Below are 13,739 nucleotides of genomic sequence, written 5' to 3' on the forward strand. Positions count from 1 at the left end.
GCCAATGAGCGACCTCGACCAGGCGACCAACCCGGCCTTCACCGTCCACCTGAACGGCAGCGGCGGCCAGCTCAAGGGCTGGGTGGTCGTCGACTCCCTCTACGACGGCCTGGGCATGGGCGGCACCCGGATGACGCCGGGTGTGACCGAAGCGGAGGTCGCGGGACTGGCCCGCGACATGACCGAGAAGTTCACCCTGGCCGGCCTGCCGATCGGCGGCGCCAAGGCCGGGATCGTTGCCGACGGCGCCGATCGCGAAACCACCTTCCGGACCTTCGGCCGGACGGTCAAGCCGTTGCTGCACGGCGGTATCCACCTCGGCATCGACATGGGAGTGACCCCGGCCGACCGGGCGATCTTCTTCGAGGAGGCGAAGTACGACCCGCGCTTCCGGCTCGGTGTCCCGGACATGCCGATCGACTGGCGCACGTACTACGAACCGCTGATCGACTGCACCGGTCACGGGATCGGCGTGGCCGCGGTGACCGCCCTGGAGGCCAGTGGCCGCGCGGAGGCGCGGATCGTGGTGCAGGGCTTCGGCGCGGTGGGCCGGGCGGTCGCGCGGTTCCTCGAGCAGCGCGGACACGTGGTCGTCGGGGTTGCCGACATCGAGGGCACGATCAGCGCGGACCGCTTGCCGGTCGACGAGCTGGTCGCGATCACCGACGAGTTCGGCCGGATCGACCGGTCCAGGTTGCCGGACAGCGTGACGGTGTCGAACGGGCCGGATGCCTGGCTGGACGTCGACGCCGACCTGCTGATCCTCGCGGCGCAGAAGAACGCGCTCAACGCGGAGAACGTGCACCGGCTGCGGGCCGAGCTCGTGGTCGAGGGCGCCAACATCGCCTCGACGGCTGAGGCACAGGAGAAGGCGCGAGCGGCCGGGACCGTGTTGGTGCCGGGCGTGATCGCCAACATCGGCGGGGCTGCGTCGGCTGCGCTGGCCGTCACCCGGGTCGTGCCGTTCGACCTGCCCGCCGAGGCCCGCAAGGCGTGGGTGTTCGACTGGGTAGGCACCCGGGTCGAGCTCAACACCCGTGCCCTGCTAGAGATCGCGGCGGCCGGTGCGGGTGATCCGCTGCCCGAGCTGCTCGCGACCCGGCGGCAGGAACGTCGCCAAAAGCGCCGGCGATGAGCGGCGCAGCGGAGTACCGGCGGCGGGGTTGGTGGCGGGACGAGACCTTTCTCGATGATCTGCGCAGGCAGGCCTCGGTCCGGCCCCGGAAGCTGGCGATCGCCGGCCGCCGGCTCGACGAGGCGCACACCGACACCCTGGACTACGCGGAGCTGGCCCGGCTGACCGACCGGTTCGCCGGCGGGCTGCTGGAGCTCGGCGTCCAGCGCGGTGCGCTGGTCGCCGTCCAGCTGCCCAACCGGTGGGAGATCGTGCCGCTGATGTTCGCCTGTATGGCGGTCGGCGCGGTGATCTGCCCGATCGCTCCGGAGTGCCAGGACGACGAGCTGCGTCATCGCCTCGAACTGACTGGGGCGAAGGTGTTCGTGACGGTGCCCGAGTTCGACGGTTACCCACTGGCCAAGAGCGTCAGCGCGATCCAGCACGAGTTGCCGCTGGAACATCTGGTGGTGGTCGGCGGTCCCGCCCCGGCGGGCTCCATCGACTTCCATGAGCACTTCGTCCGGACCCACTGGGAGCACGAGCTGGACGGGTTGCAGCTGCAGCCCGACGAGCCGTTCGTCGTGCTCTTCACCTCTGGCACGACCGGTTTCTCCAAGGGCGTCGTGCACAGCCAGAACACGGTGCACTCCGGGGTCCGTGGCTATGTGGACGCGTTCATGCTCCGCGACGACCTGGTGGCAGCGGTCACCACGCCGCTCGTGCACTACTCGGGCTTCGGTCAGGGAGTGCTCGCCTCGGTGATGCTGGGCGGAACGGTCGCCTTCCAGGACGGCCCGGATCGTGCGGGCCTGCTGGACCTCGTCGAGCGGTACCGCGCGACTCTGCTGTACGGGCCGCCGCCCACTCTCACCGGAGTGGCGCGAGCTCAGCAGGCGGATCCGCACGACGTCTCGAGCCTGCAGCACACGGTCACCGGCGCAGCGCCTGTCCTGCAAGGACTGGTGGACGAGATGCGGGCCACCTTCGGCTCTCGCACGTACTCCGTGTGGGGGATGTCGGAGTTCGGGCCGATCACCATCAGCCGGCTGGACTACGACCAGGACTGGGCGGCGCAGAGCCACGGCCGGCCGATCGACGCGATGGAGATCCGCGTCGACCTGTGTCACGACCCGTCGAAGCGGGCGCCGGTCGGCAGGCTGCGAGTCCGCGGCGCCTCCCAGGCGCTGGGCTACTTCAAGCAGCAGGAGAAGTTCGACGCGGAGCTGTCGGAGGACGGCTGGTTCGACACCGGCGACGTGGCGCGCGAGGACGGGCGGGGTGGCATCCGGATCCTGGGCCGGGCCAAGGACACGATCGTCCGCGACGGCGACGTGGTCCCGATGGCGGAGCTCGAGGCGGTGCTGTCCCAGCATCCGAAGATCACCGAGGCCGCCCTGCTCGGTGCGACCGGACAGGCGGACGACCCGATCCTCGCGGTCGCGGTGTCGCGTGGCGGCGTACGGCCAACCCTGGAAGAGATCCAGGCGCACCTGCGCGGCGCCGGCCAGGACCCGCGGTTCTACCCGGAGCGGCTGGAGGTCGTGGACGTCCTGCCGAAGACGCTGACCGGCAAGGTCCGGAAGGTCGAGCTCCGGAGACTGTACGCGGGGACGCCGTGACCGCACCCGTACCGGTGACCATGTCGGCGACGCTGGCCGCCGACGAGGAGTTCGAACGCCGTCGGCTGGCCGGGGAACGCGTGCTGTTCCTGGCGACCGGTGAGATCGGCCTTCCGGTGCTGCCGGAACTGGGGGAGCGGTTGGCCTCTGCTGTGGGCCGTAACGCGTACGGACCGGTGACTGGTTCGGTCGAGGTACGGGAGGCGGCTGCCGGCTACTGGGGTCGGCGGGGTCTGCCTACCGATCCGGCGGACGTGGTCTGCGGACCGGGGAGCAAGCCGCTGCTCTTCGCCCTGCTGCTGGCAGTAGGTGGAGACGTGGTCGTGCCAGTGCCCAGCTGGGTGAGCTATGCCGCGCATGCTCGGTTGGCCGGCTTCCGCTCCATCCCGGTGAACACCCGGCCGGGGGAGGGCGGCGTACCGGATCCTGTGGAGCTTCGTACGCAGGTGCTTGCTGCTCGGGCCAGTGGACGCGACCCCCGCGCAGTAGTGGTGACCCTGCCGGACAACCCGACGGGAACGATCGCCGAGCCGGAGACGATCCGCGAATTGGCCCTGGTGGCCAAGGAGTTGGACCTCGTGGTGATCTCCGACGAGATCTACTGCGACCTGGTCTTCGCCCCCGGCGACCGGGCCGTCTCCCCGGCGTTGTTCGCGCCGGAACGCACGGTGGTGACGACCGGGCTCACCAAGAACCTGGCCGTCGGTGGTTGGCGGCTCGGGGTGGCCCGGCTGCCGTCCGGGCCGCTGGGTAGCGCGCTGCGCGAGCGGCTGGTGAGTATCGCCAGCCAGATCTGGTCGAGTACGGCGGCTCCCGTGCAGGCCGCCGCGGCGTACGCGTTGGCGGAGCCGCCGGAGGTGGTCGAGCGGGTGGCTGCCTCTTGCCGACTGCACGAACGTGTCGTCCGGCGGGTGGCCGAAGCGTTCACCTCGGTTGGCGCCGAACTCGCGCCGATCCGGGCCACCTGTTACCTCTACCCCGATTTCGAGCCGCTCCGCGAAGGCCTGTCGCGCGTCCACGGCATCGAAGGCGGAGACGATCTCGCCGCGCTGCTCAGTACGCAGTACGGCGTGGCGCTGTTGCCTGGAACGGCTTTCGGCGAACCGAGCCACTCGCTCCGGGTCCGGGTGGCGACCAGCCGCCTGTACGGCGAAACCGACGCGGAGCGGTCAGCCGCGCTGGCCTCGCCGGACCCGGTCGCCCTGCCCTGGATCAAAGCCTCCGTCGATCGCATCACCGACGTCATGAACGACCTAACCCAACGAGCTCGAGGAGAGTCGCTGCATGTCCATCCTTTTCGAAGTTGAGTACTCCGGACAGCGCTACGCGGGACTCGGCCTGCCGGTCGCCGGCGAGCCGATCACGCTGTACCCGGTGGCCGAGGACCAGTTGCGCAACGCCGTCCTGGCCGGCGGCGGAACCCAGGCGCTGCTGGACTCGGTGACGTCCGGCACCGCCACGATCAGCGTCGCCGGCGATGATCCCGAGCTGCACTTCCTACCGCCGCTGCTCCCTGGCCCGGCCGGGAACTCGCTGATCACCGGGTTCATGGGGACGCACCGGTCCAAGTTCCCCAACCCGCCCAAGCCGGACGAGCCGTTCAAGGCGCCGAACTGGCTGATCAAGGGCACCGGCTCCTGGCTGGAGACCAACGGTCTGCCGCTGACCGTGCCGGCCTCGGCGGTCGCGCTGCTGGAGGAGCCGGAGGTCGGGCTGGTCTTCGTCAACGACGAGGACGGCAACCCGCACTACGCGGGGTACACCTTCGCCAACGACCTGAACGACATCGGGCTGCACCTGCAGAACCCGTGGGGCTGGACGCCGTACGCGAAGCTGTGCGACACCTCGATGACCCCGTGGCTGTTCCTGGGCGAGCCGCCGCAGACGGTCACCGGGCAGATCATCATTGAGCGCGACGGGGTGCCGGCCTGGAAGGGTGACTTCACCTGCGGCGCGGACGCGATCTTCCAGCGCGTCCCGGACATGGTCGACCACCTGTTCTCGTACCCCGGGCTGCGCCGACCGGGGCTGGTGAACTACCTGCTGCTGGGCTCGGACAAGGCCAGCTACCACGCGGGTTTCACCATCCTTGACGGCGACCAGATCATCTTCGACCTGGCCAGCCACGGCGTGGTGCTGTCCAACCAGGTCCGCTACGCGCCCTTGGCGGAGACGACTGCCTCGGCCGGGTTCGCCAACTGGAGCTCGTCGGACTGAGCCGCCCGGACCGCCTCGAAGCGAACTGCTTCGAGATAGGCGGTGATGGCGTCCCGGTTGCGCTCGAGACAGCGGATGCGCTCGGCCATCCGGTCCCGTTCGCCTTCGAGCAGCGCGATGGTGTCGTTGGTGGCGGCTGAGATGCGGATGGCCCGGGGAGTGTCCATGCAGGGCAGGACCTCCCGGATCACCCGGGTCGGCAGCCCGGCGTCGAGCAGCCCCCGGATCTGGATCACCTTGTCCACACAGGACTCGGCGTAGTCGCGGTACCCGTTGGCGGAGCGGGTGGAGCCGATCAGGCCCTGCTCCTCGTAGTACCGCAGCAATCGCCGGGACGTTCCGGTGCGCTCGGCCAAAGACCCGATCCTCATGTGATGCACCTCACTTCAGATGACCTTGACCTTCACATCAATGAAAAGGTTTGAGTATAAAACCATGGCGACTTCACAGACTGAGACTTCGAACCACACACCGCCTACAGGGGCGAGCAACAAACTGCCCTGGTCCGCCCTTCTCGCGCTGAGCACCGCGGCCTTCATCGGCATCCTCACCGAGGCGCTGCCGGCCGGAGTACTGCCGGAGATGGCCCGCGACCTGTCCGTCAGTGAGTCTGCGGCGGGTCAGATGCTGACGATTTATGCTATCGCGACAGGCGTCTCGGCGATCCCGTTGATGGTGGCGACCGCGGCGTGGGGACGCAAGCAACTGCTGCTGCTCGCCGTCTCGGTCATCGCCGTCGCCAACGTCGTCACCGCGATCTCCTCGAGCTACGCGCTGACCATGACGTTCCGGCTGCTGGCCGGTATCGCGGCCGCCGCGGTCTGGGCCGAGCTGGTCGGCTACGCGCTCCGGCTGGCGCCGCCGCACCTGCAGGGCCGGGCGATCTCCATCACGATGGCCGGTGTCCCACTGGCCCTGGCGCTGGGCATCCCGGTCGGCACCTTCCTCGGCAACCTGTTCGGCTGGCGCCTGACCTTCGGGCTGGTCGCCGCGCTGTCGGTGCTGCTGCTGGTCTGGATCTCGGTGTCGGTCCCGGCCGCGCCGGGCCAGAAGCTCGGCCAGCGCGAACCGATCCTGAAGGCGCTGAAGCTTCCGGGTGTGGTGGCCGTGCTGTTCACCGTCGCGGCCTGGGTGCTGGCCCACAACGTGCTCTACACCTACATCTCGACGTTCCTCGACGAGTACGGCATGGGTGGTCAACGCGACACCGTCCTGCTGACCTTCGGTATCGCGTCCGTCGTCAGCATCGTGATCACCGGCGCGATGGTCGACCGCAAGCTGCGGCAGCTCACCATCGGCTCGGCGGCCTTCGTCATCATCGCCGCGATCGGCCTCGGGCTGCTCGCGAGCAGCGACCTGGTCGTGTACGCGGCGATCGTGCTGTGGGGCCTGGGCTGGGGTGGCGTGACCACCCTGCTGCAGACCGCCGTCACGGACGCCGGCGGTACCAGTGCGCAGGCTCTGCTGGTGACCACCTGGAACTCCTTCATGGCCGGTGGTGGCGCGGTCGGTGGAATTCTGCTCGCCTCGGCCGGACCGTCCTCGTTCCCCTGGGCGGTGCTGGCCCTGATGGTGCCGGTGCTGCTGGTGGTCGTCATCTCCCGGAAGCACGGCTTCCCGGTGAAGCGCCCGAGCCTGCACTGAGTCGGCCGACCGGGTGGACGGACACGGCCCTGCTGGGACGCACTGGGATTCCCAGCGCAGCAGGACCGTGTCCGTCCGCTCAGCCGCGGCCGATGCGATAGCCGACACCGCGCACCGTGATGATCCAGGACCGGGCCCCGAGTTTGGCCCGCAAACTCCTGACATGGGTGTCGATCGTGCGACTGGAATTGGCCCAGCTCGTCTCCCAGACGCTGGCCATCAATTGTTTGCGTGAAAGTGCTTCGTCCGGATGGGAGACCAGTTTGTGCAGCAGTTCGAACTCCTTTCCGGTCAGGTTCACCGGCTCGCCGCGCAACCGGGCCTCGTGGGTCTGGACGTCGACACTCAGCGAGCCCCGGCTGATCACCCGGTCGGGTTGCCGGCAGGGCAGCGAGCGCCGCAGTACCGCCTCGATCCGGGCCAGCATCTCCCGCGGACCGCAGCGGGCGTCCAGGCAGTCGTCGGCCCCGGCGTTCAGGGCCAGGATCCGGTCGGTCTCGGTGTCACCCGAGGAGACCGAGATGATCGGTTTGGCGCCGGCCGCCCGGATCGAGCGGCAGACCTCCAGCCCGTCGATGTCCGGCAGATCCAGGTCCAGCAGGACGAAATCCGATCTTCGGTGCGCCAGCAATGCTTTGGCTCCGGTGTCGACACTGCTCACGGCGTACCCCTGCCGTCGCAGCTCCCGTCTCCTCGTCTCTGCCTCGACCGAGCCGCCTTCGACAACCAGGACGCGCACTACTCCCTGTGTCATGACTACTCCTTACATATGTCCGCCGGTAAATGGAACGTCACGCAGCGTCCCCCCAGGACACTAAAATCATAGTGATCTTTATTTTATGGTCAATGGATCTTCTCGCCTGATGAGTTGAACCTGGATCGAAATGTTCAGATCGCGCTGGCGCCACCGTCGACGGGGACGGCCCCGCCGGTGACGAACGACGCCTGGTCGCTCAGCAGCCAGGCCGCTGCGCGGGCGATCTCGATCGGCTCGGCCAGCCTGGGCTGGATCGACCGCGCGGTCGCGGCCACCCCCAGTTGAGGCAGCTCGCGGATGGCAGCCTCCAGCAACTCGGTCCGGGTGGACCCGACCATCAACGCGTTGATCCGGATCCCATGCACCCCGTACTCCGCGGCAGCAGCCCGGGTCAGCCCCAGCACCGCGTGCTTGGCGGCGACGTACGGCGAACCAACGCCGGTCGCGAACGACCCGGCCGTGCTGGAGGTGTTGACCACCGATCCGCCCGGTCCCTGCGCCATCATCACGGGCAGCTGGTACTTGAGACAGTTCCAGACGCCGCGGACGTTCACGGCCATCACGCTCTCGAAGACCTCGTCGTCGGTCTCGTGCAACAGCGGGCCAAGGGTTCCCCAGCCCGCGTTGTTGAAAGCGCCGTCCAGCCGGCCGAACGCGCGGACCGCGGCGGCGACGGCTGCCTCGACCGCCTCCGGGTCGGTGACATCGCCCGGTGCGATCTCGGCCCGGCCGCCGGCTGCCGTGATCTCGGCGGCGACCTCCTCGAGCTTGTCCTTGCGGCGAGCCGTCAACAGCACGGCCGCGCCCTCCGCCGCGAAGTACCGGGCCGCTGTGGCACCGATGCCACTCGAGGCGCCGGTGATCATGATCGTCCTGCCGTCGAGCTGGTTCCCCTGCATAGCTTCCCCCTCAGTTTCTGAGGATTGTGCCGCAGAAAGGTGTACTTTTACCGACCGTCTCGTGTCTCGACCGCGATCGCGGGCAGCAGACAGCGCCAGATCTCCTCGACCCGCTCCGGCAGGTCCTCGTGCCTGGTCTCGACGTACGAGTGCATCTGGGCGCCGGTGCAGGCGTTCACCACCACCCGGGCCACTGCCTTCACGTCGACGTCCGGCCGCAGCTCACCGGCGTCCTTCGCGGTCTGCAGGTCGGCCATCACCAGACCGGTCCACTGCTCGTGGGAGTTCTCCTCGCCCGGCATGAAGCGGTCCTGCTCCCAGACCAGCCGGGCGCCGGCCCGCAGCATCGGGCTCTGCGCCACCTGCTGGGCCCAGACCCGGGTGACGTCGATGGCGCGCTGCAGACCCTTCGACGACTCCGGCGGTACGACGAAGTCCGGCTGCCCGGTGACGATCTCCCGGGCCAGCTCCTCCTTCGAGCGGAAGTGGAAGTAGACCCCGCCCAGCGTCACGCCCGCCCGGTCGGCGATCTTCATCACGCTGGCCCCGGAGAAGCCCTGCTCGGCGAAGATCTCGGCGGCCGCCAGCAGCACCGCCGCCCGGGTCCGCTCGGCCCTCGCCTGCTTCACGACCCGTCCAGGCATCCGCACCGCCCCCTGGTTCCACCGAACTGCTTCACGAAAAGAAGAAGATTCTTTACTTTATATCCGGGGGTGGGGCAATCCATGCCCCTGTCCCCGGACTTGTCGTCCCACAGGGGGGAATTTGTCATGACCAACAGCACTGCTGCTCCACCACCCGGCACCGCTGAGATCCGGACCCTGGTGCGCAAGGACCAGTTGGACGAGGCACTGGTGGTCGACTGGGGGGAACTGCCCGAGCTCGGCCAGCGAGTCACCGTGCGCTGGCCGGCGAAACACACCTTCTACTGCGAGGAAGACCGCTATACGCCACTGCTCTTCACCGAAAGCCTGCGCCAGGCGCTGGCGCTGCTCAGCCATCGGGTGCACGAGATCCCGCTCGGCCACCGCCTCGGCTGGGAACGGATCCGGTCCTGGATCTGCCCGGCCACCCTCGACCTTCCCGCCGACGGAAAGGAGGTCACCTTGGAGGTGACCCACCCGGCCATCACCCGGCGCCGGATGGGATCGGTCTTCCTGGTCTCGCGCATCGAGGCGTCGACCTCCGGCCGGCCGGTCGGTGGCGCCGAGGTGCACTACAGCGCCCATCCGCCCGCCATCTACGACCGGCTCCGTGGCCCCTACGCCTCGGCGAAGGAGTCCTTCAGCCGGGCCATCCCACTCACGTCCCCGGTATCACCGACGCTGGTGGGTCGGCAGGATCCGCGCAACGTGGTGCTCTCGCCGACCGACCGCGCCTTGCGCTGGCAACTTCGGGTGGACACCAGCCACAGCGTGCTCTTCGACCATCCCCACGATCACGTGCCCGGCATGGTGTTGCTCGAAGCCGCAGCCCAGGCAGCACAGGCAGCCCTGCCGATCCGGGTCACCACCACCGGCTTCGACACCGAGTTCTTCCGGTACGTCGAATTCGACCAACCCTGCCACCTCACCGCCAACCCGGGCCCGATGGACGAACGCGGCCGGACAACCGTCCAGATCACTGCCACTCAACAAGACAAGCCGGTACTGAACACCTTGGTGACAACAGAACTCCGCTCCCGGTGAGAACCGGCTACCGATCCTGTAGCAGCAGGATCGGCAGCCCGCTCGGCGTCAGCCGATCGCACTCTTCAGGTTGGCGAGGGTGACCTCGTCGCCCAGCAACTTCCGGTCGTTCACGAGCACAGCCGGCAGGTCGGTGATCTCGCGGTCGATCGTGGTCTGATCCAGCGTCCCGAACCAGTCCTGGTAACTGTTCGTCGTCAGCGCCGCGGTGACTTTCCCCCTCGGCAGCCCGAGCTTCTCGCCGAGTTCGATCAGTTGCTTGTCGGTCCACGCCTTCTCGAAATCGCTGTAGAACGCATGCAGGAAGCCATGTGCCTTGCCGTTGGCGGCGGCCACCGCGAACAGGTTGGGCAGCCGCTGATCCGCTTCGGGAGCGACGACCGGCCAGTACGTGATGGTGGCGGTGCCGTTCTCGAGCATCGAATCCAGTGTGCTGTCGCTCGCCTGCTCGAACTCCGCGCAGCGTCCGCAGTTGAAGCCGAGATAGAAGTCGATGTTCGTGGTGGCGCCCGGCTTTCCGACGGTCACCCCTTTGCCTGCGGTGCCCGGGCCGGTGATCACTGCCGGCTCTGATTGGCTGCTGTCGACGGTGACTGCGGAGTGCTTGCGCCAGTAGTCGACGCCGATCGTGGAGACGATGGCCAGGACCAGTACTGCGATCAGGCCGGTGCGGAGGCCCTGCGCGAAGGTGGACCAGAGGATGAGAGCACACAGCAGGCCGACGATGGCGGTGCCGACTGCTTCGGGGAAGTAGTCGGTGCGGCCTGCGCCCAGGATCGCGCCGGCGGTGCTGATCACGAGACCTGGGAGCAGTCCAAGGTTGTGTGTCGATTGTGTTGCTTTGGGCAACCAATGGCTGGCGACCAGATACGAGATGCAGGCCAGCAGGGTCGCGCCGATCGCGTCGCTGGGGCGATGCCAGCCCAGGTTCTGGACCGCGGCGGCGACGAACGCCAGCCAGAACAGTCCTGCCGCGGCGACGTACGGGCGGGCTCGTGGGGTGGAGACCAGGATCGCGCCGGCTGCGACGCCTACCGTGACGGCGACGTGGCCGCTGGGGAAGCTCACCTCGGTCAGACCCGCCGGTGCGTTGGAGATGTCCGGCCGGGGCAGGATCAGCCGGTTCAGCAGGTAAGTGCTGGCAGCGGTGGCGACCGGGACGAAGATGCCAGCGACGGCGAGCCGCCACTGTTTGCGAAGTACGGCGACGAGGACGATCAGCGCGACACCGGCGACGAAGGTGAGGTTCTCGAACCGCAGCGGCGGCGGGCCCACGGAGTACTGGATATGGGAGACCCACGTGTCCGAGGCGTAGCCGCCGAACCGGTTCTCGACGGACTGGCCGTACGGCGTACAGACCGCGAGCAGGTACAGCACCACGAACGCGATCGCCGGTTTGAGGAGGTGTCTCACCGGGCCGACTATATATCGTCGGCCGAAGTATGCTGACTCAGGGTTGGAGCGGCATCGGGCAACTCGGTTCGGTGGCCACGTCCGTCAGGTCGTAGGCCACCAGCGGGCACCGACGGCAGTACAGCAGACCGTCGTCGCCGACCAGGTGGTGACCGTGGGCCACGGTGGCGGCAGGGCAGAAGCGTTCTTCGATCTCGAGCCGATCAACGAACCGGGCTCCGCACCCGACGCAGATCGTGCTGGTACCGAAGAACACTCGCGACGTCACCTGGGCCAGCTCCACCACTCGGTGACCATTGATCTCGATGTGGTGACTCATCTCTAGCCCGTACCCACCCTGCCGCCAGGCAAGCAACTAATTCATGATGACCTCGGCGCGGTCCCAGACCCGGTGCAGGCCGAGAGCCGCGAACAGTTCGGTCGTGTACGGCTTGCCGATGGTGTCGGCGAGCAGGATTCCGGGGGCCGAGGTGTCGATCCCGGCGGCGGTGAGGACCTCGGCGCCGTCGCCCCAGGCGCCGATCACCTTGCAGTGCCGGAACAGTTCGCCGAGCAGGACGGTCAGCTTGATGTCCTTGAGTGCCGGGTTGCCGGCGGCGACCAGCACGGCGTCGTACTCGATCGAGCGGGTAGTCAGGAAGGTGCGCTCGACCGGCTGGGTGGACCGCGCCTTCTTGATCGTGCCGCCGGACGGTGCCAGCAGGCGCAGTACGGCGCCTTGGGCCTCGACTGCGCGGCGGAGTTTGGTGATCCCGGCCAGGTCGGCGCCGTCGGCCGCGACCACGCCGATGACCCGACCCGCGATCGGGCCGGGCGTGACGATGATCTGGGACAGCGCAGGCGACGGTACTGCGTCCGCCGGCTTGCCCTGGGGCGCGGGGAGACCGAGGCCCTCGGCAACCGCCGTGCAGAGGTCGGCGTCGACGTTCGCCAGCACGGTGAGCATCCGCTCGCGAATCGGTTGCTCGTAGCACTTACCGAGCTCGAAGGTGAAGGCCTCGATGATGTGCACCCGCTCGACCTCGGTCATGCTGGCCCAGAACAGGCTCGCCTGCGAGAAGTGGTCGGCGAAGGACGCCGGGTTCTCGCGCACCTTGGTGCCGGTAACCTCGCGAGGGACGTGCACGTAGCCGCCCTCCTTGGCCGTGGCCGGCGCCGGCTCGGCATCGGTGCCGAGGCTGTTGGGCAGGTACGGCGCGATCCCGTCGTGGACGAGCGTCTGGTGCATCCCGTCGCGCAGGTTGTCGTTGACCGCCGCGTGCGGGCAGTTGATCGGCAACTGGGTGAAGTTCGGGCCGCCGAGCCGGGTCAGTTGCGTGTCGAGGTACGAGAACATCCGGGCCTGCATCAGCGGGTCGTCGGTCACCTCGATGCCGGGGACCAGGTTGCCGGTGTGGAAGGCAACCTGCTCGGTCTCGGCGAAGTAGTTGGTCGGGTTGCGGTCCAAGGAGAGCTTGCCGATCAGCTGGACCTCGCAGAGCTCCTCGGGCACCAGTTTGGTCGGGTCGAGCAGGTCGATGCCCTCGAAGGTCTGGTCGACCGAGTCCGGCATGATCTGCACGCCGAGCTCGAACTCCAGCGGCGCGCCGTTGTCGATACCGTCGGCCATGTCCCGCCGGTGGAAGTCCGGGTCGGCGCCGGCCGCGATCTGCGCCTCCTCCCAGACCAGCGAGTGCACGCCGGCCACCGGCTTCCAGTGGAACTTGACCAGGCAGGTCTCGTCACTGGCGTTCACCAGCCGGAAGGTGTGGACGCCGAAGCCCTCCATCGTCCGGTACGAGCGGGGGATGCCGCGGTCGGACATCGCCCACATCACGTGGTGGGTCGCCTCGGTGTGCAGCGAGACGAAGTCCCAGAAGGTGTCGTGCGCGGACTGCGCCTGCGGGATCTCCCGGTCCGGGTGCGGTTTGCCCGCGTGGATGATGTCGGGGAACTTGATCCCGTCCTGGATGAAGAAGACCGGCATGTTGTTGCCGACCAAGTCGAAGTTGCCCTCCTCGGTGTAGAACTTCACCGCGAAACCCCGGACGTCACGGACAGTGTCGGCCGAGCCGCGGGAGCCCAGCACGGTCGAGAACCGGACGAAGACCGGCGTCTCCCGGCCGCGCTCCAGGAAGCCGGCCTTGGTGGCCGCCCCGGCGTTGCCGTAGGCGGTGAAAGTGCCGTGCGCCGCCGCGCCGCGGGCGTGCACCACCCGCTCGGGGATCCGCTCGTGGTCGAAGTGGGTGATCTTCTCGCGCAGATGGAAGTCCTCCATCAGCGTCGGCCCGCGCGAACCGGCCTTCAGCGAGTGATCGGTGTCCGACAGTCGGAGTCCCTGCGCCGTGGTGAGCAGCGATTTCGGCGTACTGGGAGCTTTGGGTTTCGGAGGCATGTGCGGCCGGT

Annotated in this window: 13 protein-coding genes; 6 read left to right on the plus strand and 7 right to left on the minus strand. The window is 68.3% G+C overall.

The features are described from left to right. Positions 1 to 4 precede the first annotated feature (4 nt). Genes AB0P21_RS38710 through AB0P21_RS38725 form a run of 4 tightly spaced genes read left to right on the plus strand, consistent with a single transcriptional unit; the run spans position 5 to position 4,953 of the window. Positions 5 to 1,135 (plus strand): Glu/Leu/Phe/Val dehydrogenase dimerization domain-containing protein, encoded by a 1,131-nt coding sequence (locus tag AB0P21_RS38710; RefSeq protein ID WP_363704023.1) that lies wholly within the window; start codon positions 5 to 7, stop codon positions 1,133 to 1,135. Beyond that, positions 1,132 to 2,736: an AMP-binding protein gene (locus tag AB0P21_RS38715; protein WP_363704025.1), complete on the plus strand. Its 1,605-nt coding sequence runs from the start codon at positions 1,132 to 1,134 to the stop codon at positions 2,734 to 2,736. The genes AB0P21_RS38710 and AB0P21_RS38715 overlap by 4 nt, the downstream gene beginning before the upstream one ends. Next, on the plus strand, positions 2,733 to 4,043 hold the full coding sequence (locus tag AB0P21_RS38720; protein ID WP_363704027.1) for a pyridoxal phosphate-dependent aminotransferase: 1,311 nt from the start codon (positions 2,733 to 2,735) through the stop codon (positions 4,041 to 4,043). The genes AB0P21_RS38715 and AB0P21_RS38720 overlap by 4 nt, the downstream gene beginning before the upstream one ends. Continuing rightward, entirely contained in the window at positions 4,021 to 4,953 is a 933-nt protein-coding gene (locus AB0P21_RS38725) for a hypothetical protein (RefSeq protein WP_363704029.1), read from the plus strand. The genes AB0P21_RS38720 and AB0P21_RS38725 overlap by 23 nt, the downstream gene beginning before the upstream one ends. Here AB0P21_RS38725 and AB0P21_RS38730 read toward each other — a convergent pair. Continuing rightward, on the minus strand, positions 4,890 to 5,324 hold the full coding sequence (locus AB0P21_RS38730; RefSeq protein WP_363704031.1) for a MerR family transcriptional regulator: 435 nt from the start codon (positions 5,322 to 5,324) through the stop codon (positions 4,890 to 4,892). The two genes, AB0P21_RS38725 and AB0P21_RS38730, sit on opposite strands and share 64 nt — an antisense overlap. A 64-nt stretch (positions 5,325 to 5,388) precedes the next feature. Here AB0P21_RS38730 and AB0P21_RS38735 point away from each other — a divergent pair, with 64 nt between their 5' ends. Further along, complete coding sequence (locus AB0P21_RS38735) at positions 5,389 to 6,597, plus strand: MFS transporter (RefSeq protein ID WP_363704033.1); 1,209 nt, start codon at positions 5,389 to 5,391, stop codon at positions 6,595 to 6,597. A gap of 79 nt (positions 6,598 to 6,676) precedes the next feature. Here AB0P21_RS38735 and AB0P21_RS38740 read toward each other — a convergent pair whose 3' ends face one another. From AB0P21_RS38740 to AB0P21_RS38750, 3 genes are all read right to left on the minus strand, one after another. Continuing rightward, positions 6,677 to 7,351, minus strand: a complete 675-nt coding sequence (locus tag AB0P21_RS38740) for a response regulator transcription factor (RefSeq protein ID WP_363704035.1) — start codon at positions 7,349 to 7,351, stop codon at positions 6,677 to 6,679. Positions 7,352 to 7,485: 134 nt separating this feature from the next. Then, positions 7,486 to 8,253, minus strand: a complete 768-nt coding sequence (locus AB0P21_RS38745) for an SDR family oxidoreductase (RefSeq protein WP_363704037.1) — start codon at positions 8,251 to 8,253, stop codon at positions 7,486 to 7,488. A gap of 47 nt (positions 8,254 to 8,300) precedes the next feature. Continuing rightward, positions 8,301 to 8,897 carry a ScbR family autoregulator-binding transcription factor gene (locus AB0P21_RS38750; RefSeq protein WP_363704039.1) on the minus strand — a complete coding sequence of 199 codons (597 nt, stop codon included), beginning with the start codon at positions 8,895 to 8,897 and terminating at the stop codon, positions 8,301 to 8,303. 126 nt (positions 8,898 to 9,023) lie between these two features. Between AB0P21_RS38750 and AB0P21_RS38755 the strand changes: the two genes are divergently transcribed. Continuing rightward, on the plus strand, positions 9,024 to 9,941 hold the full coding sequence (locus AB0P21_RS38755) for a ScbA/BarX family gamma-butyrolactone biosynthesis protein (RefSeq protein WP_363704041.1): 918 nt from the start codon (positions 9,024 to 9,026) through the stop codon (positions 9,939 to 9,941). Positions 9,942 to 9,989: 48 nt separating this feature from the next. On the opposite strand, the gene AB0P21_RS38760 is transcribed toward AB0P21_RS38755, so the two are convergent. From AB0P21_RS38760 to AB0P21_RS38770, 3 genes are read right to left on the minus strand one after another with little or no spacing between them, the layout of a single operon-like run. Beyond that, the gene (locus tag AB0P21_RS38760; protein WP_363704043.1) at positions 9,990 to 11,354 is read right to left on the minus strand and encodes a thioredoxin domain-containing protein; all 1,365 of its coding nucleotides are present in this window, start codon (positions 11,352 to 11,354) and stop codon (positions 9,990 to 9,992) included. Positions 11,355 to 11,391: 37 nt separating this feature from the next. Beyond that, on the minus strand, positions 11,392 to 11,673 hold the full coding sequence (locus AB0P21_RS38765) for a hypothetical protein (RefSeq protein WP_363704045.1): 282 nt from the start codon (positions 11,671 to 11,673) through the stop codon (positions 11,392 to 11,394). Positions 11,674 to 11,709: 36 nt separating this feature from the next. Beyond that, positions 11,710 to 13,728, minus strand: coding sequence for a catalase (locus tag AB0P21_RS38770; RefSeq protein ID WP_363704047.1), 2,019 nt, complete (start codon positions 13,726 to 13,728; stop codon positions 11,710 to 11,712). Between the last annotated feature and the right edge of the window lie 11 nt (positions 13,729 to 13,739).

The sequence above is a fragment of the Kribbella sp. NPDC056861 genome, assembly GCF_040687575.1.
Lineage (GTDB): Bacteria > Actinomycetota > Actinomycetes > Propionibacteriales > Kribbellaceae > Kribbella.

Bases quoted from the DNA above. Each gene is read 5' to 3' on its own strand.
- AB0P21_RS38710 (WP_363704023.1), top strand. From the start codon at position 5: ATGAGCGACCTCGACCAGGCGACCAACCCGGCCTTCACCGTCCACCTG.
- AB0P21_RS38715 (WP_363704025.1), top strand. From the start codon at position 1,132: ATGAGCGGCGCAGCGGAGTACCGGCGGCGGGGTTGGTGGCGGGACGAG.
- AB0P21_RS38725 (WP_363704029.1), top strand. From the start codon at position 4,021: ATGTCCATCCTTTTCGAAGTTGAGTACTCCGGACAGCGCTACGCGGGA.
- AB0P21_RS38730 (WP_363704031.1), bottom strand. From the start codon at position 5,324: ATGAGGATCGGGTCTTTGGCCGAGCGCACCGGAACGTCCCGGCGATTG.
- AB0P21_RS38735 (WP_363704033.1), top strand. From the start codon at position 5,389: ATGGCGACTTCACAGACTGAGACTTCGAACCACACACCGCCTACAGGG.
- AB0P21_RS38740 (WP_363704035.1), bottom strand. From the start codon at position 7,351: ATGACACAGGGAGTAGTGCGCGTCCTGGTTGTCGAAGGCGGCTCGGTC.
- AB0P21_RS38745 (WP_363704037.1), bottom strand. From the start codon at position 8,253: ATGCAGGGGAACCAGCTCGACGGCAGGACGATCATGATCACCGGCGCC.
- AB0P21_RS38750 (WP_363704039.1), bottom strand. From the start codon at position 8,897: ATGCCTGGACGGGTCGTGAAGCAGGCGAGGGCCGAGCGGACCCGGGCG.
- AB0P21_RS38755 (WP_363704041.1), top strand. From the start codon at position 9,024: ATGACCAACAGCACTGCTGCTCCACCACCCGGCACCGCTGAGATCCGG.
- AB0P21_RS38765 (WP_363704045.1), bottom strand. From the start codon at position 11,673: ATGAGTCACCACATCGAGATCAATGGTCACCGAGTGGTGGAGCTGGCC.
- AB0P21_RS38770 (WP_363704047.1), bottom strand. From the start codon at position 13,728: ATGCCTCCGAAACCCAAAGCTCCCAGTACGCCGAAATCGCTGCTCACC.